The sequence below is a fragment of the Tenacibaculum sp. ZH5_bin.1 genome, from assembly GCF_042865525.1.
Taxonomy (GTDB): Bacteria; Bacteroidota; Bacteroidia; order Flavobacteriales; family Flavobacteriaceae; genus Polaribacter; species Polaribacter mesophilus.
On record NZ_JBEGIO010000001.1, the window covers coordinates 841,051 to 864,721 of the forward strand.

General features: G+C 30.3%; 25 protein-coding genes. 6 read left to right on the top strand and 19 right to left on the bottom strand.

Annotation, left to right across the window (positions count from 1 at the left end):
- Position 1: 1 nt before the first annotated feature.
- From ABHQ57_RS03815 to pdxA, 8 genes are all read right to left on the bottom strand, one after another.
- Positions 2 to 562 (bottom strand): YeeE/YedE family protein, encoded by a 561-nt coding sequence (locus tag ABHQ57_RS03815; protein WP_231128375.1) that lies wholly within the window; start codon positions 560 to 562, stop codon positions 2 to 4.
- Complete coding sequence (locus tag ABHQ57_RS03820; protein WP_167712921.1) at positions 562 to 1,800, bottom strand: 3-deoxy-D-manno-octulosonic acid transferase; 1,239 nt, start codon at positions 1,798 to 1,800, stop codon at positions 562 to 564. The genes ABHQ57_RS03815 and ABHQ57_RS03820 overlap by 1 nt, the downstream gene beginning before the upstream one ends.
- A gap of 69 nt (positions 1,801 to 1,869) precedes the next feature.
- Positions 1,870 to 3,210: an acetyl-CoA carboxylase biotin carboxylase subunit gene (gene accC / locus ABHQ57_RS03825; protein WP_073182137.1), complete on the bottom strand. Its 1,341-nt coding sequence runs from the start codon at positions 3,208 to 3,210 to the stop codon at positions 1,870 to 1,872.
- An 87-nt stretch (positions 3,211 to 3,297) separates the two neighbouring features.
- The gene (gene accB, locus ABHQ57_RS03830; RefSeq protein WP_047789946.1) at positions 3,298 to 3,780 is read right to left on the bottom strand and encodes an acetyl-CoA carboxylase biotin carboxyl carrier protein; all 483 of its coding nucleotides are present in this window, start codon (positions 3,778 to 3,780) and stop codon (positions 3,298 to 3,300) included.
- 24 nt (positions 3,781 to 3,804) lie between these two features.
- Positions 3,805 to 4,800: a beta-ketoacyl-ACP synthase III gene (locus ABHQ57_RS03835; RefSeq protein WP_047789947.1), complete on the bottom strand. Its 996-nt coding sequence runs from the start codon at positions 4,798 to 4,800 to the stop codon at positions 3,805 to 3,807.
- 150 nt (positions 4,801 to 4,950) lie between these two features.
- Positions 4,951 to 5,145: a 50S ribosomal protein L32 gene (gene rpmF / locus ABHQ57_RS03840; protein ID WP_047789948.1), complete on the bottom strand. Its 195-nt coding sequence runs from the start codon at positions 5,143 to 5,145 to the stop codon at positions 4,951 to 4,953.
- 8 nt (positions 5,146 to 5,153) lie between these two features.
- A complete protein-coding gene (locus ABHQ57_RS03845; protein ID WP_159493489.1) occupies positions 5,154 to 5,690 on the bottom strand; it encodes a DUF177 domain-containing protein in 537 nt (178 codons plus the stop codon).
- 74 nt (positions 5,691 to 5,764) lie between these two features.
- Complete coding sequence (gene pdxA, locus ABHQ57_RS03850) at positions 5,765 to 6,799, bottom strand: 4-hydroxythreonine-4-phosphate dehydrogenase PdxA (RefSeq protein WP_159614312.1); 1,035 nt, start codon at positions 6,797 to 6,799, stop codon at positions 5,765 to 5,767.
- 63 nt (positions 6,800 to 6,862) lie between these two features.
- On the opposite strand from pdxA, the gene ABHQ57_RS03855 reads away from it, so the two are divergent.
- Both ABHQ57_RS03855 and ABHQ57_RS03860 read left to right on the top strand, forming a co-directional pair.
- Positions 6,863 to 7,453 (top strand): riboflavin synthase, encoded by a 591-nt coding sequence (locus ABHQ57_RS03855; RefSeq protein WP_167712923.1) that lies wholly within the window; start codon positions 6,863 to 6,865, stop codon positions 7,451 to 7,453.
- Positions 7,454 to 7,482: 29 nt separating this feature from the next.
- Entirely contained in the window at positions 7,483 to 9,027 is a 1,545-nt protein-coding gene (locus ABHQ57_RS03860; RefSeq protein ID WP_167712925.1) for a patatin-like phospholipase family protein, read from the top strand.
- Between the two features lie 20 nt (positions 9,028 to 9,047).
- On the opposite strand, the gene ABHQ57_RS03865 is transcribed toward ABHQ57_RS03860, so the two are convergent.
- The 6 genes from ABHQ57_RS03865 to ABHQ57_RS03890 form a co-directional block, all read right to left on the bottom strand.
- Positions 9,048 to 9,371 carry a hypothetical protein gene (locus tag ABHQ57_RS03865; RefSeq protein ID WP_073182128.1) on the bottom strand — a complete coding sequence of 108 codons (324 nt, stop codon included), beginning with the start codon at positions 9,369 to 9,371 and terminating at the stop codon, positions 9,048 to 9,050.
- 6 nt (positions 9,372 to 9,377) lie between these two features.
- Complete coding sequence (locus tag ABHQ57_RS03870) at positions 9,378 to 9,839, bottom strand: hypothetical protein (RefSeq protein WP_167712927.1); 462 nt, start codon at positions 9,837 to 9,839, stop codon at positions 9,378 to 9,380.
- Between the two features lie 154 nt (positions 9,840 to 9,993).
- Complete coding sequence (locus ABHQ57_RS03875; protein WP_053056727.1) at positions 9,994 to 10,863, bottom strand: universal stress protein; 870 nt, start codon at positions 10,861 to 10,863, stop codon at positions 9,994 to 9,996.
- 3 nt (positions 10,864 to 10,866) lie between these two features.
- Positions 10,867 to 12,483 carry a BCCT family transporter gene (locus tag ABHQ57_RS03880; protein WP_047789956.1) on the bottom strand — a complete coding sequence of 539 codons (1,617 nt, stop codon included), beginning with the start codon at positions 12,481 to 12,483 and terminating at the stop codon, positions 10,867 to 10,869.
- 19 nt (positions 12,484 to 12,502) lie between these two features.
- Positions 12,503 to 13,660 (bottom strand): hypothetical protein, encoded by a 1,158-nt coding sequence (locus tag ABHQ57_RS03885; RefSeq protein ID WP_167712929.1) that lies wholly within the window; start codon positions 13,658 to 13,660, stop codon positions 12,503 to 12,505.
- A 507-nt stretch (positions 13,661 to 14,167) separates the two neighbouring features.
- Positions 14,168 to 14,404 carry a hypothetical protein gene (locus tag ABHQ57_RS03890; RefSeq protein WP_167712931.1) on the bottom strand — a complete coding sequence of 79 codons (237 nt, stop codon included), beginning with the start codon at positions 14,402 to 14,404 and terminating at the stop codon, positions 14,168 to 14,170.
- Positions 14,405 to 15,243: 839 nt separating this feature from the next.
- Between ABHQ57_RS03890 and ABHQ57_RS03895 the strand changes: the two genes are divergently transcribed.
- The 4 genes from ABHQ57_RS03895 to ABHQ57_RS03910 all read left to right on the top strand — a co-directional run bounded on the left by ABHQ57_RS03895 (position 15,244) and on the right by ABHQ57_RS03910 (position 19,346).
- On the top strand, positions 15,244 to 16,026 hold the full coding sequence (locus ABHQ57_RS03895) for a hypothetical protein (protein ID WP_389862394.1): 783 nt from the start codon (positions 15,244 to 15,246) through the stop codon (positions 16,024 to 16,026).
- A gap of 210 nt (positions 16,027 to 16,236) precedes the next feature.
- Positions 16,237 to 16,866: a hypothetical protein gene (locus ABHQ57_RS03900; protein ID WP_167712935.1), complete on the top strand. Its 630-nt coding sequence runs from the start codon at positions 16,237 to 16,239 to the stop codon at positions 16,864 to 16,866.
- 65 nt (positions 16,867 to 16,931) lie between these two features.
- Complete coding sequence (locus ABHQ57_RS03905) at positions 16,932 to 17,993, top strand: XRE family transcriptional regulator (protein WP_167712937.1); 1,062 nt, start codon at positions 16,932 to 16,934, stop codon at positions 17,991 to 17,993.
- A 198-nt stretch (positions 17,994 to 18,191) separates the two neighbouring features.
- Positions 18,192 to 19,346, top strand: coding sequence for an AAA family ATPase (locus tag ABHQ57_RS03910; RefSeq protein ID WP_167712940.1), 1,155 nt, complete (start codon positions 18,192 to 18,194; stop codon positions 19,344 to 19,346).
- A gap of 144 nt (positions 19,347 to 19,490) precedes the next feature.
- Here ABHQ57_RS03910 and ABHQ57_RS03915 read toward each other — a convergent pair whose 3' ends face one another.
- From ABHQ57_RS03915 to ABHQ57_RS03935, 5 genes are all read right to left on the bottom strand, one after another.
- Positions 19,491 to 20,762: a hypothetical protein gene (locus tag ABHQ57_RS03915; RefSeq protein ID WP_167712942.1), complete on the bottom strand. Its 1,272-nt coding sequence runs from the start codon at positions 20,760 to 20,762 to the stop codon at positions 19,491 to 19,493.
- Positions 20,763 to 20,964: 202 nt separating this feature from the next.
- Positions 20,965 to 21,216, bottom strand: coding sequence for a hypothetical protein (locus ABHQ57_RS03920; protein WP_196781602.1), 252 nt, complete (start codon positions 21,214 to 21,216; stop codon positions 20,965 to 20,967).
- A gap of 39 nt (positions 21,217 to 21,255) precedes the next feature.
- A complete protein-coding gene (locus ABHQ57_RS03925) occupies positions 21,256 to 22,254 on the bottom strand; it encodes a DUF3871 family protein (RefSeq protein ID WP_167712944.1) in 999 nt (332 codons plus the stop codon).
- Complete coding sequence (locus ABHQ57_RS03930; RefSeq protein ID WP_167712946.1) at positions 22,235 to 23,119, bottom strand: AAA family ATPase; 885 nt, start codon at positions 23,117 to 23,119, stop codon at positions 22,235 to 22,237. The genes ABHQ57_RS03925 and ABHQ57_RS03930 overlap by 20 nt, the downstream gene beginning before the upstream one ends.
- Positions 23,120 to 23,229: 110 nt before the next feature.
- Positions 23,230 to 23,571, bottom strand: coding sequence for a hypothetical protein (locus ABHQ57_RS03935; protein WP_167712948.1), 342 nt, complete (start codon positions 23,569 to 23,571; stop codon positions 23,230 to 23,232).
- Between the last annotated feature and the right edge of the window lie 100 nt (positions 23,572 to 23,671).

The following is a 23,671-nucleotide window of genomic DNA, read 5'->3' on the forward strand; positions in this document are numbered from 1 at the left end:
CTTAACCAAATATTAAAGGGAATAGAGCCCAAGTCATTATTAAACCACCAATAAAAAAACCAATTACTGCAATTAAAGAAGGTAATTGAAAACTACTTAGTCCTGTAATGGCATGTCCTGAGGTACATCCTCCTGCATAACGAGTTCCAAATCCAATTAAAATTCCAGCAACTAATAAAATTGTAAAACCTTTTAAGGTTAACATGTTTTCAATGCTGAAAATTTCATTAGGTACATAGGTTTCTCCTGCATTTTGAAAACCTAAATTAGCTAATTCATTTACAGTTGTTGGGTTTAAATCAATTTTTGGTGTAGCAGAGAGGTAGTTAATGGCTATATATCCTCCAATTACTAAACCAATTAAAAAAACAATAGCCCAATCACGTTCTTTCCAATCTTTCTTAAAATAATCAGATACTTTACCTGCTCCAACCATGGTACACATGGTTTCTAAATTAGTTGATACTCCAAAATTTTTACCGAAATAAAAGAATAAAAATAGTATAAAGGCGATAAGTGGCCCAGATACATACCACGACCATGGTTGTAATATAAAATCCATTATAATGTGTTTTTTAAATAAGTGATAATGTTTTTTGTTGCTCCCACATTTTTTAAAATATAATTGTGGTTAACTTTCCCCATTTGCTCTCTTAGTTTTTTGTCTGATTGTAATAAAGCAAAATTACTGGAAAATTCATTAGTATTTGTAACGGTCTTTGCACCTCCTATTTCTAGTAAATCAATTGCTTCTTGAAACTTACTGTATTTATTACCACCAAAAATAACAGGAACACCATATGTTGCTGGTTCTAAAATATTATGTAAACCAGTAGCGAGTCCACCACCTACATAGGCAGCATCAGCGTATGAATATATTTTGGTAAGTAAGCCAATAGTGTCAATTATAAAAACTTGATATCCTGATAACTCTTTGTTTAGGTTTTCAGAGTAAAGAACAGTTTTTTTATTGATTGAGTTTTGTAACTCTTTAATCTGTTTTTTATTGATGTTATGTGGAGCAATAATAAACTTTTCATCATCAGTTGCGTGATTATTTAAATAATCTACAATAAGTTCTTCGTCTTCTTTCCAAGTACTTCCCGCAACAACAGTGTAATGATTATTTTTAAATTCAGAAATAAAATCTAAAGAGTTGTTTTGTTGTAAAATATCGTATACACGGTCAAATCGCGTATCACCAGCAATGGTTACGTTATTAAAATTAATAGAATTTAATAAGTCTTTAGAAGCTTTGTTTTGTACAAAAAAGTGATTAAAAACAGTTAGTTTTTCACGCATAAAACCTCCATACCATTTAAAAAAGGATTGTTTTTTTCTAAAAATTCCTGAAATTAAAATCGTAGGAACATTATGCTTTTTTAATTCTGAAAGAAGGTTAGGCCAAAACTCATACTTTATCATAATAGCCATATCTGGATGTACTTTTTTGATGAATTTTTTAACGTTCGATTTTGTGTCTAATGGTAAATAGCAAATAACATCAGCAAATGGATAGTTTTTTCTTATCTCATATCCAGAAGGGGAGAAAAAAGTAACAACTATTTTATAACCTGTATAAAGCTGTTTTAACTCTTCAATAATAGGTCTTCCTTGTTCAAACTCTCCTAAAGAAGCAGCATGAAACCAAATTACTTTATCAGTTTTGGAAATACTGTTTAGTCTTGAAAATATTTCTTTTCTCCCTTCATAAAATAACTTTATTTTTTTATTGAATAAAGCTGTTAATGGGAGTAATATAGATATTACAGAAAGAAGTAAATTGTATAAAAAATTCATTATGCGAATTTATGAAATAAAAAAATCAGTGAAGTTACTCACTGATTTTTTATTCTATGTTGAAATATGTTATGATTCCATTTCAAAATCTTCCATGAACTTAGTGGTATAATTACCTGCTACGTAATCTGGATGATCCATTAATTGTCTGTGGAAAGGAATTGTTGTTTTTACACCTTCAATAACATACTCATCTAATGCGCGTTTCATCTTGTTAATCGCTTCTTCACGAGTTTGTGCAGTAACAATTAACTTAGAAATCATTGAATCGTAGTTTGGTGGAATCATGTACCCAGCATATACGTGAGTATCGATACGAACACCATGACCACCTGGAGCGTGATATGAAGTTATTTTTCCTGGAGCAGGTCTAAATCCGTTATAAGGATCTTCTGCATTAATTCTACATTCAATTGAGTGTAATTGTGGCTTGTAGTTTTTACCTGAAATTGGCACACCAGCCGCAACTAAGATTTGTTCACGAATTAAATCATAGTCTACAACTTCTTCAGTAATTGGATGCTCTACCTGAATACGAGTATTCATTTCCATAAAGTAGAAGTTACGGTGTTTGTCTACTAAGAACTCAACTGTACCAGCACCTTCATACTTAATATATTCAGCAGCCTTTACAGCAGCAGCTCCCATAGCATCACGTAATTCTTCTGTCATGAATGGAGAAGGAGTTTCTTCAGTTAATTTTTGGTGACGACGTTGAACTGAACAATCTCTTTCAGATAAGTGACAAGCTTTACCATAAGCATCACCTACTACTTGGATTTCAATATGGCGAGGTTCTTCAATTAACTTCTCCATATACATATCGTCGTTTCCGAAAGCAGCTTTAGATTCTTGTCTTGCAGAATCCCAAGCATCTTTTAAATCTTCAGCTTTCCAAACAGCACGCATACCTTTACCACCACCACCAGCAGATGCTTTTAACATTACAGGGTATCCTGTTTCTACAGCGACTTTTTCACATTCTTCAAATGTGGTAATTACACCGTCACTACCTGGTACACAAGGTACTCCAGCAGCTTTCATGGTAGCTTTAGCATTCGCTTTGTCTCCCATTTTATCAATCATCTCAGGAGAAGCTCCGATAAACTTAATCTCGTGCTCTTCACATAGTTTTGAGAATTTAGCGTTTTCTGCTAAGAAACCATATCCTGGGTGAATTCCGTCAGCATTTGTAATCTCTGCAGCTGCTATGATGCGATCCATTTTTAAATAAGACTCGCTACTTGGAGCAGGTCCAATACACACCGCTTCATCAGCAAATCGTACGTGTAAACTTTCAGCATCTGCTTTTGAGTAAACAGCTACTGTTTTTATCCCCATCTCTTTACAGGTTCTAATTACACGTAGCGCGATTTCGCCTCTATTGGCAATTAATATCTTTTTAAACATGTCTTTTAGTTTATGAGTTTATTGGGTTTAGTTGTTTAAGAGTTTAGCATAGCTAAACTTCTAAACTTAAAACTTCTAAACCAAAAATTATGATGGGTCTACTAAAAATAATGGTTGATCAAATTCTACTGGAGAAGAATCATCCACTAATACTTTAACGATTTTACCAGATACTTCTGATTCAATTTCGTTAAATAATTTCATTGCTTCAATGATACAAACAGTATCACCAACTTTTACTTCTGTTCCTACTTCAGCAAAATTAGGTTTATCTGGGGAAGGTTTTCTGTAGAAAGTACCAATGATAGGTGATTTTATAGTTACATATTTTGAGTCGTCAGTAGATTCAGCTGCTACTGGGGCTGCAGCTGGTGTAGCTGGTTGTGCTACTGGTGCAGGAGCCATCATTTGTGTAGCTGCTGCAGGAGCAGGGGCTTGAATAATAGTAGTTTCAGGAGTGTCACTTCCAGTTTTAATGGTGATTTTAATATCTTCCATCTCTAGCTTTACTTCACTTGCACCTGACTTAGCTACAAACTTTATAAGACTTTGAATTTCTTTAATGTCCATTTTCCTAAATTTTAGTTGTTTAGTTTATGAGTTATAGGCCCATTTTAAATAGATAGCTCCCCATGTGAAGCCTCCACCAAATGCGGCAAAAATTAAATTATCTCCTTTTTTCAACTCTTTTTCATAGTCAGCAAGTAACAACGGTAAAGTAGCAGACGTTGTATTTCCATACTTATGAATGTTCATCATTACTTTATCATCTTCTAAGCCTACTCTATTAGCAGTAGCTTCGATGATTCTTTTATTAGCTTGGTGTGGTACTAACCACTGAATGTCATCTTTTGTTAAGTTGTTTCTGGTTAACATTTTTTCAGAAACATCTGCCATGTTAGAAACAGCAAACTTAAATACAGTTCTTCCTTCTTGATGAACAAAATGTTGCTTGTTTTTAACAGTGTCTTCTGATGCTGGTAAAATTGAGCCACCTGCATCGATTTTTAAGAATTCTCGACCAATTCCGTCGCTTCTTAAATACTCATCTTGTAACCCTAAACCGTCGTTATTAGGTTCAAATAAAACAGCACCTGCCCCATCTCCAAAGATGATACAAGTAGCTCTATCGCTATAATCAATAATTGATGACATTTTATCGGCACCAATTAACAATACTTTTTTATATCTACCGCTTTCAATATAACTAGAGGCAGTTGACATACCGTATAAAAAACTAGAGCAAGCCGCTTGCAAATCATAAGAAAAAGCATTTACGGCTCCTATTTTAGAAGCTGTATAAGCTGCTGTTGAAGCTACAGGCATATCTGGAGTAGCAGTTGCTACAATAACCATGTCAATGTCTTCAGGGTTTGTATTTGATTTTTGAAGTAAATCTTCTGCTGCTTTTATTGCCATGAAAGAAGTTCCAAGACCTTCGCCTTTTAAAATTCTTCTTTCTTTGATTCCTGTTCTCGTAGTAATCCACTCATCATTGGTGTCTACCATTGTTTCTAGCTCCTTATTAGTTAGAGCATGTTCTGGAATATATTTTCCTACCGCTGTTATAGCTGCAGTTATTTTAGTCATAGTTGTTTGTTTTGTAGTAAAACGAGTTTTCAAAGTAATGAAAATTATTTCACTTTTTTATAGAAAAAAACATCAAAAAGAGTATTTTTTGATGTAAAAACATAAAAAAACCCTCAAAGTAGAGGGTTTTTTTATTTTTTAAACTAGTTTTTAAGCCTCAGCAGCAGCACTTTCTAATACTACTTGACCTCTGTAATAAAGTTTTCCTTCATGCCAGTGAGCTCTGTGGTATAAATGAGCTTCTCCAGTTGTAGGATCAACAGCTATTTGAGGTACAGAAGCTTTATAGTGAGTTCTTCTTTTATCTCTTCTAGTTTTAGATATTTTTCTCTTTGGATGTGCCATTTTATGTCTTATTTATCTGTTAGTAAATCCTTTAATTTATCCCATCTAGGGTCTGTTGATGTTTCTTCAACAGTTTTTTCTTCGTTTATTTTTAATTCCTCTAATTTTCTTAAAGCATCCGATTGCATAGTACCATCAACAACATTTGGGTGTACTCTTTTGCTCGGTACTGATAACACAATTAACTCATATATATATTGAGAAACATTTACTTGATAAGCTTCATGTGGAAGTATCAAGATTTCATCGTGTTCATCATTAAACTCAGGTCCAAACTTAACAACTAAATCTAAATTACCATTGATTGGTAAATCAAATAATTCATTAGTAATGTCACAAGGAACATTAACTGTTCCGCTTATGTTAAAAGCAAGCTCTAATAAAGTGCTTTTTTTAACAAATGTAACATCAGCTTTTATGTTAGCGTTGTTAAACTCGTCAAACTGAAATGCTTCAAAGAACGTTTTGTCAATTTGATATTCAAACAAATGACTTCCTTCTTTTAAACCTACAAAAGGTATGTTGAATTGTTTTAAGTCTTTCATCTACAACTATCAATTTGAGCGTGCAAAGATATAAAAAATGTTTTTACTTTTATGTTTTGAGTAAAAAAAATGAACTATTTTGCTTTTAATGCGTTTTTTGTAAGTTCTTGATACTCTTTTCGGTTCTTAAATATTTGTAATGAGGTAAATAAGGCTTCTTTAAAAGATGTGGGATTAGCATTATTTTTACCAGCAATATCAAATCCAGTTCCATGGTCTGGAGAGGTTCTTACCTTGCTCAAACCAGCAGTGAAATTTACACCATTTCCAAACGATAAAGCTTTGAATGGAGCCAAACCTTGGTCGTGATACATGGCTAAAACTCCGTCAAATTGTTCATAGGTTTTTGAACCAAAGAAACCGTCGGCTGCATACGGGCCAAAAACTAATTTACCAGTTTCTTTAATTTCAGTAATAGTAGGGCGAATAATTTCGTCATCTTCAGTACCAATTATCCCATTGTCACCACAATGTGGATTTAGCCCTAATACTGCAATTTTAGGTTTGCTAATATTAAAATCTTGTTTTAAAGAGTTGTACATAATTTCAACTTTAGATTTTATAAGCTCAGGAGTAATGGCTTCAGAAACTTTAGAAACAGGAATATGACCAGTTATTAAACCAATACGTAATTCATTTGTCATTAAAATCATTAAACTTCTTCCATCAAAGTTTTCTTCTAGATATTCTGTATGCCCTGGGAACTTAAATTCTTCAGATTGAATATTTTCTTTGTTAATAGGAGCTGTAACAATAAGATCTATTTGATTCTTTTTTAAAGCCCCAACAGCTGCTTGTAATGATTTTAAGGCAAATTTACCGCCTTCTTCAGTAGTTTTACCTAAGTCTACCTTAACCTCTTCTTTCCAACTGTTTAATAAATTAACTTTACCATGAACAAGTTTATCTAAAGAAGTAATTCCATGAATACTGGTGTTAAGTCTTAACGTTTTTTTATGATATGAAATCAATTTGTTTGAAGCAAATAAAACTGGAGTGCAAAAATCAAGCATTCGTTTGTCTTCAAATGTCTTTAAAATAATTTCGATACCAATTCCATTGATGTCCCCAACCGAAATTCCGACAATAATTTTGTTTGCTTTATCCATAGTTTACTTTCGTAGGTAAAGTTGTATTTTTGATGCTAACAAAAGTAACTAAATTTTTATAGAATGTTTACCGGAATAATAGAAACTCTTGGAATTGTAAAAGGGATTGAGCGTGAAAAAGAGAATTTACACCTTACAATAAGAAGTACAATAACCAATGAATTAAAAATAGATCAGAGTGTAGCACATAATGGTGTTTGCTTAACAGTTGTTGCAATTGATAAGGATGAGTATACAGTTACAGCTATAAAAGAAACACTAGACAAAACGAATATAGGTGATTTGCAGGTAGGGGATGAGATAAACCTTGAAAGAGCAATGAAGTTAGGGGCTCGATTAGATGGGCACATAGTACAGGGACATGTAGATGGAACAGGGGTTTGTAAAAATATAGAAGATGCTGAAGGGAGTACAGTTTTTACTCTTTCATATGATTTTGATGGAACAAATATCACTATTGAAAAAGGTTCAATTACTATAAACGGTGTAAGTTTAACGGTGGTTAACTCAAAAAAAGATGAATTTAGCGTGGCTATTATTCCATACACTTACGAGCATACAACCTTTAAAAACTTTAAAATAGGTACCAAAGTGAATTTAGAATTTGATGTGATTGGGAAATATGTGGCTAGATTACATGCTTTAAGAGGATAAGATAAAATTATAAAAATTGCATGAAAACCATGGAACTATTTAAGTCTATTGCCTTATGTTTTTCTGGAGGAGGATATAGAGCTGCTTGTTTTTCATTAGGAACATTGTCTTTATTAGAAAAAGTAGGTTTACTAGAAAATGTAAAAGCAATTTCTACCGTTTCTGGAGGAACAATTACCGGAGTTAAGTATGCACAATCTCAAATTGAAGGAAAAGAGTTTCAAACTTTTTTTGATGAGTATTATGCGTGGTTAGCAAAGGATGAGTTAACAAGTAATGCACTTAGTCACTTGAGATGGCCTTTAATTTGGAATCAGCCCGAAAATAAGCACAAGCGAAAAAATCCGATTAATGCTTTTGCTATAGAGTATAATAAGCTAACAAATAATGCAACTTTGGGAGAGGTTCAAGATGCAATTAGCGAAGGAAAAACGCATTTAGAAAGGGTGATTTTTAATGCTACAGATTTTGATAGTACACATCAGTTTAGGTTTCAAAATATAAAAGGAAATCAAAAAAGGTTTGGAAATGGAAAAGCACATAGCAAATATAAAGGAGTTATTAATGATATAAAATTAGGAGATGTAATAGCTGCTTCTACAGCATTTCCGGGAGGGTTTGAGCCTATAGGTTTTCCGTACGATTTTACTCCGAAGCATAATGATTTAGAGGAAATAGGATTGATGGATGGAGGTATTGTAGATAATCAAGGTGCTTCTGTTTTTGTGTCTGAAGCGCAAAATCAATGTGAAGGAAAACCTGAACTTCATGACTTATATTTTTTGTGTGATGTTTCATCACCATATCCAGGAGAGGGTTTTAAATTTGCTTCTGATTCTTGGTTTAGTAAGTATGTGTCCTATGTGTCTAGCGCTTTTACCTTATTGTTTATGTTGATAGTTACCGTGTTTTTTGGAGTACAAAAGATGATGGTTTGGTACACAGTGAGTGTTGTAATATTAGCTTTTTTGGTGTTTATTCACTTTCTGTTTTTTTCATTATCTAAATTAATGCAAAATGAAACAGGTGTAGATCAAAGGTTATATTTACCGCCAAGAAGAGTTGGTTTTTATATACTTAACAGAGCAAAATCGTTGGTTCGCATGGCAAGTGTAGTTTTTCTTAAAAATGATAGGAGGCAACATGCAAATGCGATTTATAGTACTTTTCCAAATAAAATAATTACATCTACAGTGTATGAGCTACGATGTAAAGATGCTTCAGGAAATCAAACAACCCGACCAGAGAACGAGAGAGGTTGGGAGGAAATAAAGAAATATACAGGAGGTATAAGCGAAGCAATTATTAAAAATTCAAATAAAAGCGCATCGTTTGGCACAACTCTATGGTTCACGAAAAAAGATAAGGCATATGGTATGTTAAACAGTGTTATTGCATGTGGGGAGTATACTGCTTGTTATAATTTGTTATCATATCTAATTATTCAATATGGTGACAGAGCTACTGAAATGCTAATTTTTAAAAAATTATTATCTCTTTGGAAGAAATTTCAAGAAACCCCCCATTTTTTAGTAGAGGAGCGTCAAGAAAAATTAAAAACGATGAAAGGGTAAATATTCATCGTTTTCTAGTTTTAAAAAATTAAAGTTTTTATTGTGCTTACGATAGTATTAAGAACTTTATTTTTAAAATGACCTAAGCTTATTTTTGAAATACCTGCGGCTTGTAAAGCTTTCATTTGAAATAAGTCTTTCTGGCTTTTTACAAGCCATTCAAAATCTTCTACGGTAAGTTTTCCTTGTGCTAATAAAGACGTCCATCTTTCTAGTTTGTCTTTTGAATCATTCAAGAATAGTTCAATGTCTTTTTTAGATTCTTGTGAAAATTCACTAAACTTATCACTAAATAAAGAGATTAGTGATTTTTTTAATTCTTGTAATATTTTTTCGAAATCCATAGCGTATTAATTGTTTGAAAGAAGTTGTAATAATTTGTTTTTTGTAGCAGGTTCTTTTTTGCTTTCGTATTCAAGTAACAGATTAAATGCCTCAGTTATTTGCCCTTTAGCTTCTGTAATAAAAAAAGGAGAAAGCTTATCCTTTTCTTTCCATCGTTTTAAAAAACCAGCAAGTAAGTTTTTGTCTTGGTCAGCTAATAACAACCACATTTTATAGGTTATCTCGTTGTTGGGCTTGTATTTCTCGTATTCAACAATTTTAGCAATTTCATTTTGTAGTTTTTCAATTTCTTTACTGTTTTCTTCGTAAGGATTTTCAGCTTTGTCTATAAGTTGAGTAGTATCTATTTTTATTTCAATAGTTTTTTGAAATGAGTATTGATCGTATGGAGCTGTTTTAAGAATACTACAAGAAGAAAGAAAAGCAGTAATGAGGATTAAAATAAAGAAGAGTTTGTTAGTTTTCATAGTTAAGTTAATTTTTACCGAATAAATTTAATAATTTCTAAAAAAGAATTAGAGATAAAACCCTGAAAATTTCATAGGGTTTTAATGGTAGATGTTTTAAAAATAAACTTGAATAGTATTATAAAAAAGGGAGTTGAATTTTCAACTCCCTTTTTTATGAGGCAATATAGTGTTTTACAACCCATAAAGGAATATGTAAATCTTGTGTAAATAACTCTTCTGTTACACTTCCTACTAAAAGAGAAGTGAAGTTATTATGCCCTTTATCTGCTACAAATAAAATATCAGTTTTGTCTTTTTCTGCAATAGCTCTTATTTTTTCAGGAATACTGTCATCACCAGCAGAAGCTTTTATTGTTTCTACGTTTGAAGCTTTTGTTTTATTAAGTAGTTTCTCAAATTGCAAGCTAACGTGTTTTTCCACTTTTTCGCGAGCTTTATCTATTTTAATGTAAGGAAAAAATAACTGAGGGATTTTAAAAACATTTAATACTTTTAATGTAGGTTGTTCTTTCTTTTTGTTAATGGAAGAAGCGGTGTTGAAAGCTTTAAGAGAGGCCGAAGAAAAATCGGTTGCAATCATTAGGTTTTCTGGATTTAGATTGGCTTCTTTAGGAATAGAAAGAATATTGCATTTTGCCATTCGTAATAGTTTTCCTGAAACCGACCCAGATCCTTTGTAAGTGTTTTTATTACCTAAAATAATTAAATCAGCATGATATTTATTAGCAACATAGCTAATTAAGCTCTCTGTATAAGCATCGTCAGAAACTAATAACTCATAATTACAATCGGCATCAAAATGTTTGTTGATGCTGTTGTCTAACTCCTCTTCAATAATATCTTCAATACTAATGTTTTCTAACTGTTCAGAAAATAAGTTGCTTATTTCATACTTTTTTACATTATGAATAAAATATACATTCTCTGTTTCATGGTTTTTTGCAAGCATGCTACAATACTTAATAAGTGTAACATCTAGTTCGGAAAGATCTAAGGCAACTAGTATATTTTTAATTTTCATAATTTAGGATTTTTGTTTTTTCGAATCTATTAATCTTTTCACAGTTTCCTGGTATTCTTCCTTTTCTTTTTGGTTTAGACGTTTGAGATGTTCTTTATAATCTTCTTTTAATCCTTTAAAAAGAGAATAGCACATTAATAACAAAAGTAAGGTAAAAGGAAGTCCGGTTGCAATAGATGCTGTTTGAAGAGCTTTTAAGCCACCTCCTAATAATAAAACGGCAGCCACAGCACCTTCTGCAAGTGCCCAAAATATTCGTTGACCTACTGGGGCGTCAATTTTTCCTCCAGAAGTTAAACTATCTACCACTAAAGAACCAGAATCTGATGAGGTAACAAAGAAACTAGCAATAAGTACAATAGCGATAATATTTAGTGCCATGGAAAAAGGGAAATCTTCTAAGAAGACAAAAAGAGCGGTAGCAACATTGTCATTTACACCGTCTGCAATAGTTGTATCTCCACCTAAAATCTCATGTAACGAGGTTGCTCCAAAAGCCGTAATCCAAAATAAGGTAATCAATGTAGGAACAATCAATACTCCAAGAATAAACTCTCTAATAGTCCTTCCTTTAGAAACACGGGCAATAAACATACCTACGAAAGGAGACCAAGCAATCCACCATCCCCAATAAAAAATAGTCCATGAGTTTTGCCATTCTGTTCCAGTATAAGCTTCAGCCCATGTGGAAAGGCTAATTAAATCATTTGCATAACTACCTGTATTTTGTACAAATGACTTTAAAATGAAAATAGTAGGCCCTAGAATTACTACAGCAAGTAATAAAAGTACTGCAATGCGCATATTCATTTCACTTAAAAATTTAACACCTTTGTCAACTCCTGAGATTACAGAAATGGTAGCAATTAATGTAATTCCTACAATTAACCATATTTGTAGCGAAATTCCTGAATCTAAACCAAAAACATGCTCTAAACCAGCGGCAACTTGTTTAACACCTAGGCCAAGAGAGGTTGCCAAACCAAAAACAGTAGCTAAAACAGCAAAAATGTCTATAATATCACCAATTCTACCATGAATTCTATCTCCTAAAAATGGGTAGAAAACAGAGCGGATTGTTAAAGGAAGTCCTCTGGAATACGTAAAATAAGCTAAAGATAACCCCACCAAAGCGTAAATACCCCAAGCATGTAATCCCCAATGTAAAAAAGTAACATTCATGGCTTCTTTGGCAGCAGCAGCTGTATTAGGGTCAGCTAAAGGAGGAGAAGAAAAATGATAAACAGGTTCAGCAATACTCCAAAAGAGTAATCCAATACCCATACCAGCACTAAAGAGCATTGAGAACCAAGAAGTGGTTGAGAACTCTGGTTTAGCTTTTGCTCCACCAATACGTAAGCTTCCGTATTTACTAAAAGCTAAGTAAAGCATAAACGCAACAAAAATATTTACCGCCAAGATAAATAGCCAACCAGTTTTGTTAGCTATAAAATTTTGTGTTATATCAAAATATGATTGAGCTCTTTCTTTAAAAAGTAAAGTTAAAGCTACACTAAGTATAATTACAATTGAAGATGTGAAGAATACAGGTCCGTTAACATCGAGTCCAAAAATTGATTTCCGTTCGTCACTTCTAATTATTTTTTTTGCTTTCTTCATGTGTTAATGTTTTGTTCTATTAAAAATAATATCCAATATTTATGTTAAACCTCATGTCCCAATTAGCATTAGGAGTTCCGTTGGCTAAAGCATTTGTCCATACAGGTCCTAACCAAGGATGATCTTTTCCTGCTGCAAAGTCTATATAAGTATAAACATTACCAGCTGTTACCAAGAACCCAAAAACATTCATAATACTGTCTTCAAAATTCTCAGCTGTTTTATCCATATAACCAAAGTCATTATAAACTTGTATGCTAGAAATAGGTTTCCATTTTACAGGGAAAGTATATGCAGCGCCTAAAGTATATGTTGTTGCTTCTGTTGCAGTAAGGTAAGGAGCTCCATAAGCAGTTAAGGCTATAAGATCTTTATAAGTAGTATTCTTTGTGTTGTATTTGTATTTAGATACTTGCGCTTTAGTATCAAATTTTTTCACGTTTAATTGATAGTGTAAGGCAAAGGCATGATGGCTAGAGGTGTCTTCGGTGTCTAGATTATAGAGACCACCATATTGTGCAGAAAAACCTATTTTGTGTTGTGTGTTTTTATTTCCGAAGTGATAATTTACTTTTCCATTTAATTGGTTTGTTTCTTTATACCTTAAGTCTAAGGAGCCATCCCCATTAATGTCTATAGAAGCAACATCGTATGAGTATCGACTATCGGAAACATCAGAGTTACTTCCAAAATTAAGTTCTTCAGCATTTTTGAAAAAAGCTAAAGCATATTCCCATTTTTTGCCTTTGTGTGTGAATTTTAAACCCATATCATGATCGTCTTCTAAACCAAGGTAATAGTTAATACCAAAAAACCAGCTATGAGAATTGTATTGAGTAATACCAAAAGGTACTTGCGTTAATCCTAATTGAATGTTGTCTTTTTCATTAAAATCATACCCTAGCCAACCTTGTTTAAGCATACCTCCTCCAAAACTTTGAGAATAAAAACGGTACTCAGCATTAAGTTTTATTCCTTTGTATTTTGCTTTAGCGTTAATTCTGAAGACGTCGAAACCGAAATCGCCTCCACGTTTTTTTTGACCATCTTTCCAAGAAGATAGGTTATAGTTAAATCGTAGTGCTCCGCCAATTTTAACCTCAGGCTTTTCTTGTGAAAACATAACTGTAACAAAAGAAAAAGCAACCAAGATTAGGCTTTTTTTTGTGAAATTCATTATTAATATTGATAAATGTAAAGGAAGTGTACTTGTAAAAGTACATGCTCAAGTGAAAGGAGAAGAGAGTTCTCTTTTTAGCTTAAAAGAATGATGGTTGTCTTGAGGGGGGAATGAATTTATCTGATTGATTCCTAAAAACTAAAAAGTTAAAACTGAATACTCGTTTGTTCTTTTTGTCTTTGAGTTTTTTTATCATAAGGCCGCAAAGGTACTGATTAAAAAGGGGAGGTAAAAGAAAAATTTTATAAAAAGCACTTGCAAATGATATGTAAGTGCTTGTTTATGTGTTTTGTGTAAACAAAAAAAGCTTCACAAAAAGTGAAGCTTTAAAGGTGGTCCCACATGGGCTTTGGGATTGTTTTTAACTCGCTGATTAACAGTGTTTTGTTTTGTGTTCTTTTTTTGTAGACCTAAATTTAGCCCTTTGTTTTAGATGTTTAGTCAATTTTTCTAGTAGATCTTCATACAACTTTTATCAATGAACTTTAACCAAATATACATGTATTAACTATACCATGTGTAATGTTCTTTTTTAATTTCTAAAACATCAAACGTATCATTATTTGAATATATTTTAGCGGATTCATCTGTCATTTTTTTCATCTTTAAATTTTCTTTAAAATCATGAAATCCAGCCATGTCAAATTTTGGTGATGGACACACAATCAAGTAAGTAGATGAAACTTTTTCGTAGTTTTTAATTTTTAGCTCTAATGCTTCTTCAAAAGTTAATTTTCTCATAGTTTATTATTTTTAACAAATTTACAAAATGCTTAAAACCAATGCAAAAGCGTCACAAAAAAATTAAGGTTTGGGATTTTTCTGTATATTTGTTCATATGAATTTTTTAGAAATACTAGGTCTTATTACTACAATATTTGGTATCATTTCTTTCTTGAAAAATGATGCTAAAGACCTATTCCCTTTTTTAAAAAATCTTGTTCGTATCAAAAAAACCTCTTTTTCTAGTTTAATAGAATTTGTTTTCAAAAAAAATCTTGTTTTTGTAGCGAACAAATCATTCGCTACATATAAAAAAAACCAATTTTAAATTTTTCATGTAAATTCATTTAAAAAAAATCAATTTCACGAAAGCAAATCATAAAAAGCTTATTTGTAATCTCTAAAACACAATTGCTTTTTTAAAATATTTTCTTACTTTTATCTCGTGGAAATTACTACAATTATAATAGCATCTGTAGCTCTTTTACTACAATTTTTGTCATTTTTAAAGAATGATACTTCTTTACTTGTCAAATTAAAAAAAAACTAAATTTTACCGATATCTAGATAAAAAATAATTTAAACACCATTTAAACGGGGTTTAAACGCCATTTAAACACTTTAGGGTAAAAAGGCATTATTCTTTATAGAAAGATAACCCCAATAAATGATTTTTTTTCTTTAAATTTTTCTGCGTGGTGTTTTAAGTTTTTAATAAAAAAATACCACCCTGTTACGGATGGTATCTTGTTGTTTTTAACTGTATATTTTATTTTAAAAATTGTCCTGTCCCTATATAGTAATAATAAAAAGGACACTGTTTTTTATTGTTCTTTAATCCTCTTATACTTAATAAAATGAATTTAATACTAATGAAATTAAAAAAGTTTATCAAAAAAAATATTTCTTTAAAAGAAAAGATAACAAAAGAATTACAAAAGTGTCACATTAGATTTTCTGAAAGACAAAAAATTAACCCTAGCTTTAAATACAAATACTTTATTGCTATTGTATTTGTTTTATCTCCTTTTTATAGCTTATTTTATTATGAATGGTATTTAGGACAATATGATGTGAATTTGTTTTTATACTTATCTCCAGAAGATTTAATTTTAGCTATATATAAAAATATTAGATCTTTAGTTTTTATAATAATTATAATTTCATTCTCTTTATTTAGTTTAATTGGGATTCTTCTGAATTCTAATAGAAATAAATACTTCTTTATCTTCTTAATTTTAATAACTTCTTTTATTGAATCCTTATTGTTTTATTATAGTTTAAAAAATGAGTTTACATTTCTAGTGTTATTTGGGGCTTTAATTATACTAACAGCTGTTAAATACTTTTCTCTTTTCAAGCATCATTTAATAATTTATACTTATATAGGAGTTGTAACTGTCTTCTTTATTTTAAAAGGTAAGCAGGATTATAAAATTACAAGAGCAGAAAAATTAACTTTTGACCTAATGTCGTATGAAAAGACAGAAGAGTATTTTATGAAAGAAAAAGATACTACAACTTATTGGGTTGGGAGTCTTTCTAAAGCAGTATTTATTTATGATACTAGGATTAAAAAAGTGAGAGCAATTTCCAATTCAAGAATTAAGGAGATTAGATATACACAAGTAGATGATTAATGAAAAATACTTGTATTTTTTACTGAAAATGGGTTTTTGTGAATAACTATAGCAAAATAGTTAATAAATAGTATTAGAATATTTTTTATGAATTTTGCGCATATGTTAAAATTATTTATCTTTGTAAATAAAAAAAAGAGTGGTGTATGCAGCACTACTCTTTTTTAAGGTCTTTGAAATTCTTGATTCTTTCGTAATTTCATTAATATTTTGTCCAACAAAAGTATAAAATTTTCTTTAATTGCACAAGGTGTAAGTAAAGAAACGTATGAAAAACTTGTAGAAGTTTCATATAAGAGCGTAGCGCTAGGAGTTAGTAAAGCTAACAAAAACATTAATAGTAATCCTTTAAAGTTTAGTTACAGAGGGTTAAAATCATTATGGTACTCAGCTAGTATTAAAAGTGAATTTCACAAATCAGTTTTGTTAGATTCTTATCTAAGAACTAAAGTGAAACATTTGAAGTCACATGGTGTTGATTATTATTTAGTTGAAGGTAAAGCATTATTATGTTTTAAAAGGATGGATTCAAAAAGTAAAATTTCTGGATTTTATTCTAAAAGGTTTAAGGAATTGATGAGTGGTAATCCTATTCATTATTCAAAGAATATGTTAGACATGTTGTCTATGTTAGGTGTCCAGAAACCTTTACCAATTTATTTCGTGGGACATATTTTGGATTTAAATGGAAATATCAAAGATGTTAAATTAGTCCATTACCATGATAATAAGATAGTATTTGATATAAGTTTAAAAATGTTAAATACGGTTACTTTATTTAGAGAGAATGGTAGTGACGACATTTTAGTTACACCTAAAAGATTAAGAAAAGCCAATTAAGGCTTATATTTGTATATAATTTAGAAAGAATTTGGGATTTTAAAGATCTTTTTTAAAATTTAAAAATGAAAAATAATGAAACTTTAAAATTAGCGAGAAACTATCTTGGGTTAAGTCAGACAGGATTAGCTAAAAAAATTGGGGTTTCACAAGCTGTTGTAAGTAATATTGAGAAAGGTAATAAGCCTTTAACAGAAGATTTAATTCAAAAATTAAAAAGTGTATTCTCTAGGAGTTTTTTTTCAGTGAAAAATCATGGAGGAAACTTAAATCTACATTATCGCTCAAGCGCTAATATATCCAAAAAAATGATTGACTTGTTTGAGTCACGAGTTAATATTTTAGCTAATAATATTTGTGAAATTCTTGAATATGTTGATATTCCAGTAAATACTATTCCTACTATAGGTGTTGAAGATTTTGATTATAATGCAAAAGAATTAGCTTTATATGTTAGGAGGTATTTAGGGATAGGAGTAAATCCTATAGATGAAATTGTTTCTTTATTAGAAAGAAATGGGGTTATAGTGTATTTCTATGAGTTTGATTTTATTTCATCTCAAAATAAAAACTTTGATGGGGTGAGCTTTTATGTAGAAGATGTTCCAGTAATTTTGATAAATAAAAAAATTCAGAATGCTAGAAAGGTTTTTACTATATCACATGAATTATGTCACCTAATCGCTCATAGAAATATTAACAGGTTAATAGAAACTGAGAGAGATTTAGAGAAAGAAGCGAATACTTTTGCTTCAGAATTTGTTATACCTACCAGTGAAATTAAAAATGAGTTCTATAGATTGACATTAGAAAAGCTTTTCTCGTTAAAAGCTAAATGGAAGTTATCCGTATCTGCTTTATTATATAAAGGAAGAAGTGTTGGGTTGACAAAAGATCAATATAGAAGATGGGTTACAAGATTATCACCTTATAGAAAAGAAGAACCTTTTGATGTTTCTATGAAGAGCCCTGTGTTATTAAAGAAAATGATTAATGTATGTAAAGAGGAGTTAGGGGGAGAGAGAGAGTTTTTAAAAACTATAGGTATTTCAGAAACAATTTATAATGAACTGTATTCAACTATAGAAGGCGAAGAATATAGAAGTAAGTTGAAAATTATTTTGTAGTTATGTAAAAATAAGTCTTGTTAATTTTGACAAGACTTTTTTTGTGGTTATAGTCTCTTAAAATTTGTTGTTTTCAAGTTATTTTACCATGTCTACACTGAAAGAGTAATAAAGTTACAAATAATTTTTATTTAAATTAGAAGTTAATCAAAATTGTCCTGTCCCTTAATAGGTAATAAAAAAGGACACATTTTTTATATGAAGAAGAATAAAAAAACTAATAGTATGTTTGAGCAGATGGATACTGCTCATTTAGATAAAGAATTAGACACCAAAGAAAACTTAGATGCTGTTTTTAAAGAAATGGATAAACTAGGTCTTCCTAAAATTGATTTATCTTTATTAGGAATTGATTTAGAGGTTTTAAAAAAATCTCCAAGTAAGATTGAGGAAATTAAAGATATCACTAGCAAAGCTACCTTGAATGCTTATGATTTATTTAGTTTTGAATTTAATTCTGCTCCTAGGTTGGTTGAGCCTTTTTTTCAAAAACATGGAATAGCTGCTCTGGTTGGTACTTCTGATACTGGCAAATCTACTTTTCTTAGACAATTAGCGCTAACTATAGCTTTAAAAAAAGAAGAGTTTATAGGCTTTAAAATCAATGCTGATTATAATAAAGCTATTTATGTTAGTACTGAAGATGGTCATTTAGGTGTTAGTTACTCTATTAAAAAACAAGTAATAAAGTTAATTGACGATCCAAGTGAGATAGAAAATATTAAAAACTTAGAGTTTGTTTTTGATACAGATAATCTATTCTCTAGATTAGAGAAAATGATTACTGAAAATCCTGTAGATTTAATTGTTATTGATGCTTTTGCTGATGTTTTTACAGAAGAGATTAATTCTAATACGAAAGTTAGAGAGTTTTTAAATAAATATGATACTCTTGCAAAAAAGAATAAATGTTTGATTGTGTTCTTGCACCATACAGGTAAAAGAACTCAAAATAATAAACCTACTAAAGATAGTATCATAGGCTCTCAAGGGTTTGAAGCAAAAATGAGAGTTGTAATGGAGATAAGAAGTAATTTTAAAAATCCAAACCTTAAAGATTTATGGGTTTTAAAATCTAACTTCTTAGAAAATGAACATAAAAAACAATCTTATGTGCTTAACTTCTCTAAAGACTTAGTTTTTTCAAATACAGGACAAAGAGGTGTAGCTAGTTCTAATGCTACTAAAACTAACTATAGAAAAAACAATCCACAATTAATAAAAGTGATTATAGAATTACACCAGAAAGGGTTCTCGTATAGAAAAATTGAAAGTGAGTTAAAGGGTACTGAATTTGAAACTAGTAAAACTGCTATTGGTGACATTGTATTAGAATATAAGGCTAAGAAATAACTACTAGTTTCCTTATATAATGATATAAGGTTCATGTTTTACTAGATTATTTTTAACTTTTTCTTTTAGGGGAATATCTCTGTAACCCTTATAAATAAAGGGTTTAAAAACAAAAAGACCTGTTTCAAACAGGTCCTTTTAATTTTATGCACATTCATTGTATGTTAATGAGGTTTCTAAAAACTCTCCATCTAACCATTTATATAAGAGATTTCTCATTCTATAACTTGGTATATATAAATTCATTTCTTCTTTATTTCTTATGCATCCTCTCCATATCCATTGTACCAATTCTCCTAATGCCCATAAGTCTTGATTTAACTCTATGTTTCTTTCTCTAAAAAAACTTACTTGCTGTGGAGTAAAGTACCTGTTCGCTAGATATGCCATTGATTTTTTATGACTATACTCATTTGTTGCTCTTGCATTTACTGCTACAAAACCTCTAGTATAGCTATCACCAGAGAGTTTTTTCTTATAATCTTTAAATGTTGTAAAGCAATTTTCTTTTGAACCTGTTTTAAAGTTCTTTCTAAAAATCCTTGATGTTTTATTACTTATTTTTTTAGCCTCTTTACTGCTTAAATCTTTACAAAAAGTTACACTAAAAGTAATTTTTGAACTCATATCTTCATTAGCTATACCATCATAAATATTTAATCGTGATTTTATCTCTAAAAGGTCAATTATAGAATTCTCATCTTTAATATCAAATTCAATATTATTTAGTTTAAAATAAGCACATAATAAGCTTCCTTTAAATAGGTAGGTTAGGATTTGTATTTCTTTAAAAGCATTGAATATTTCTTTAGGAAATATCCAAGCAAAGAAACACTTGTCTAAATAAAAAACTGTAGTAGAATTACATAGTTTCTTTATATCTTGAAACCTGCCTTTATAATTCTCATTGATAAATCTGACTTCACTTTTATGGTCAATGACTATTTGATTGTTCTCTCTTAACATATCAATATCATCCTCACCAATGTATTTTAACTCCAATGGGTCAATAACTTCATCTAAAATGAGAATATAATCGTCAAAAAGAGTATAATCTTCTCTACTTAATTTCTTAAATAAGGAATGTGTAGATACCACATTATCTCCATTTAAAACAAACTTTAAAAATTGTGCTCTTTTGTTTAGTTTTCTAAATTTTTCTTGTGCATTTAAATCAATAGCACCCTCATTATCAATCATATTCAATTCTACTTCCCACTCCTTACTTTCTTCTTTATCTAATGGAATAGAAACTGAATATTCTGATAATGCTTCTTTAATTCTTTTAACTTCCTTTAGAAACGGAGTGATATAAATAAATTTTTGCCCTGTTTCTAGGTAATGTTTCATTCTTTGGATAGCATTGTAGGTTTTACCACTACCCATGATAGCATCATAGACTTTTACTTTCTTCATATATTATTTTTTAAAAATGTGATTATTAAAATGAGTGTAGAATTACACTCAAATAGAAGTGTGATTATTCATTGAATTTATAGCATAATTCAACTCTAATCAACTATCTCTAATATACAAAAAATATATGACTTTTCCAAATTTTTGAGCATCTATTTTATAACTAAGAATATTATGTTTTCTTAGTGTAATCAAGAGTTTTTTAACTAGTTATAATATCAAAATGATGATAGTAGTAAGCTCTATTTTTTATAATATAAACAGTCTTTAGTTCTGATGTTACTTTCACTTCTTCCACCCATGCAATTTGATTCTTTTTTAAATCTCCGATATCATTCAATACACTTACTTTAAAAGGACAAAACAATATCTTTAATAAATTGTTCCAAGTAACAATATAAAGTTCTTTAGGATTGCTATATTTCAGTAATTCAGCCAATTCTTTATCATTCATTTTGATATTATTATATATGAGGTTCTGTGCTATTTTATTTTATGAAATAGCTATATTATAATTATGAAGAAACCAATTATAAGTTCCATTTTGTAAAGAATTACCTATGTTTTGCATGAACTCGTATGCATTAACGTTTCGTTCTAAACAATTATCTATGTAAGATGATTTATTGGCTTCAGTAAATAAATTATAAATACTCCACAAGTCAATCATTTCATTTTCATTTCTACAGAAATTATTATCAGTAAAGTAATCTTTAACTACCGTTGAGATTTGTGAATCTGTCAACTGTAAAGGAAATTTACCTTGCTTGTCTTTTTTATTTAGAAAATGATACATTTTCATTTTTCCAATTAAGTGAGCAAACTGTTCTTCTTTTAAAGAATACTTACTCATTCTTTCCATGTTACCTAAATGAGCTTCTTCATTATAGTTTAATATGAAGGTCTGTATAGCTTCTTGCAATTCAGTAATACTACTTATTCTAATCTCTGATTTCAATCCATCTGTACTGATGCAAAGATTTGTGCATACAGTATTTTTAAAACCAATAAAGACTTTAAACTTTTCAATAGATTTTTTAGAGAATAAGTTTTCTTGATTATAAGCTCTAACTCCACCAATGGTGAGATTTAGAATTTGATTATTAACTACCACTTGTCTATTAGGAACTTCCATCGTAAAAGCCATTCTCTCGTAATAAATAGTTTTTTCGTGGTCTTTTAGTTCTTTAACAGGCTTACCAATAGCACTTGGAATTCTACCTTTAATTTGATGAGAAACTCTAATGACTGGTTCTGAAATTGTATTTGATAATATTGATTGTGCTATCTCTTTAGTAGCATCAATAAACTCAAAATGAGAAATAGTAGTTTCATTATCTTTTGCAAAAACAGGAATTATACAATCTTTTTTGATGTGTTCTAATGTAACTTCTGTAGTATTTGCTTCAATAAATTTACTTGATGGTTTTTGGATGATTTCTGATACGTTTTGTATCATTTGACTTGGATTATTATTGGTTATTAATTCCATTTTCTGATGATTTTACAATTTGGTTATCTTTTACTACTTGGCTACTTACATTTTCAATAGTTTCTTTGCGTTGTACTATTGTTTGATGTAGTTGTTTTTGCAATCCACTATATTTTTGATACAAGTGCCTTAAACCTTCTACTGTAGTACATTCTTTAATTTCTTGTTTGGCTTGTTCAATGGATATTCCTTGATTGCACCATTGAATTAACTTCTTACCTGTTCCTTTTCCAATAACAAACTCTGGTTTATTCATAAATAACCCTGTTCTATCTTTTGAAGCTTTTGCCAAATGCTGATCATTAATAAGCTCAAAATTTACTGTGAGTTCATATTCAAAGCCTTCTCTTGTAATTTCTTTTGTACCATGCTTAATAACCTTTGTTCTGCCGTTATTTCCTTGGTCTAAAGAATAATCTATCTTACGTCTTGTTGTTGTGATTATATGACATTTAGATTGAAGAATAGCATCTATAAATGCGTTATGACGTGGTGTTATTTTAGCCCAATCTTGGAATCTACCTCCTAATTGTTCATGTAGTTGTAAACAACCATTTTTACCACTCCATTCGTGTGTTATGCTATCAATAATGATAACTTCAATATTAGCTTCTTCACAAATTTTAATAGCCTGTATATATCTTTCTGGATTATAAGGTTCATTTAAGTTTAAAACATTGAAATTACCTAAATGAGAGTATAAACTTGCACTATTGTTTTCTGTATCAATGACAGCTATTTTACTCCAATCTTCTGTTATTCCGTAGGCTAGTAATAAAGCTGAATAAGTTTTTCCAAATCCTGAAGCTCCTGATAAACCTAATCTTAATTTTACTTGATGTCTTTGCGCTTTTTGTAATTGCATAATTTTTATAGTTATGTTTTTTAATTAACTAGGTTATAAGACATAATTATAGACATAAAAAAAGAGCCTCATTTTTGAAGCTCTCTAACTTTATTTTTATAATTCTGTGTTTATAACACCTCTTGATGTACTACATTGTTATTTACAATGATTTCTTCTTCACTTACATACTGATAACTATGTGTAAGCGTAATAACCTCTCCTGTTGTAGGTACTGTATATTCATACGGTTCAACATCTACTTTTTTAATTACTCCAGGAAAATCTGTACCAATTAAACTTTCACAAGTAGCTGTGTCAAAAGTGCTTGGAACATTTGTCTTTCTTGCTGTAAAGTAAGTTTTTCCTGTTTCTTGACTTTTAACAGCTTCAATTCCTCCTTGTACAATAAGTACATTAAATTCTGACCCATCATTTCTTTCATAGGTCTTAAAATCTACAATTTTTACCATAGTATTTTAAATTTTAAGATTAAACATTAAACACGGGGGTATCCCGCAATGGTAAAAAAGAGTGGGGGTTGATATTAGATAGTAGTGCTTTTACGATGGT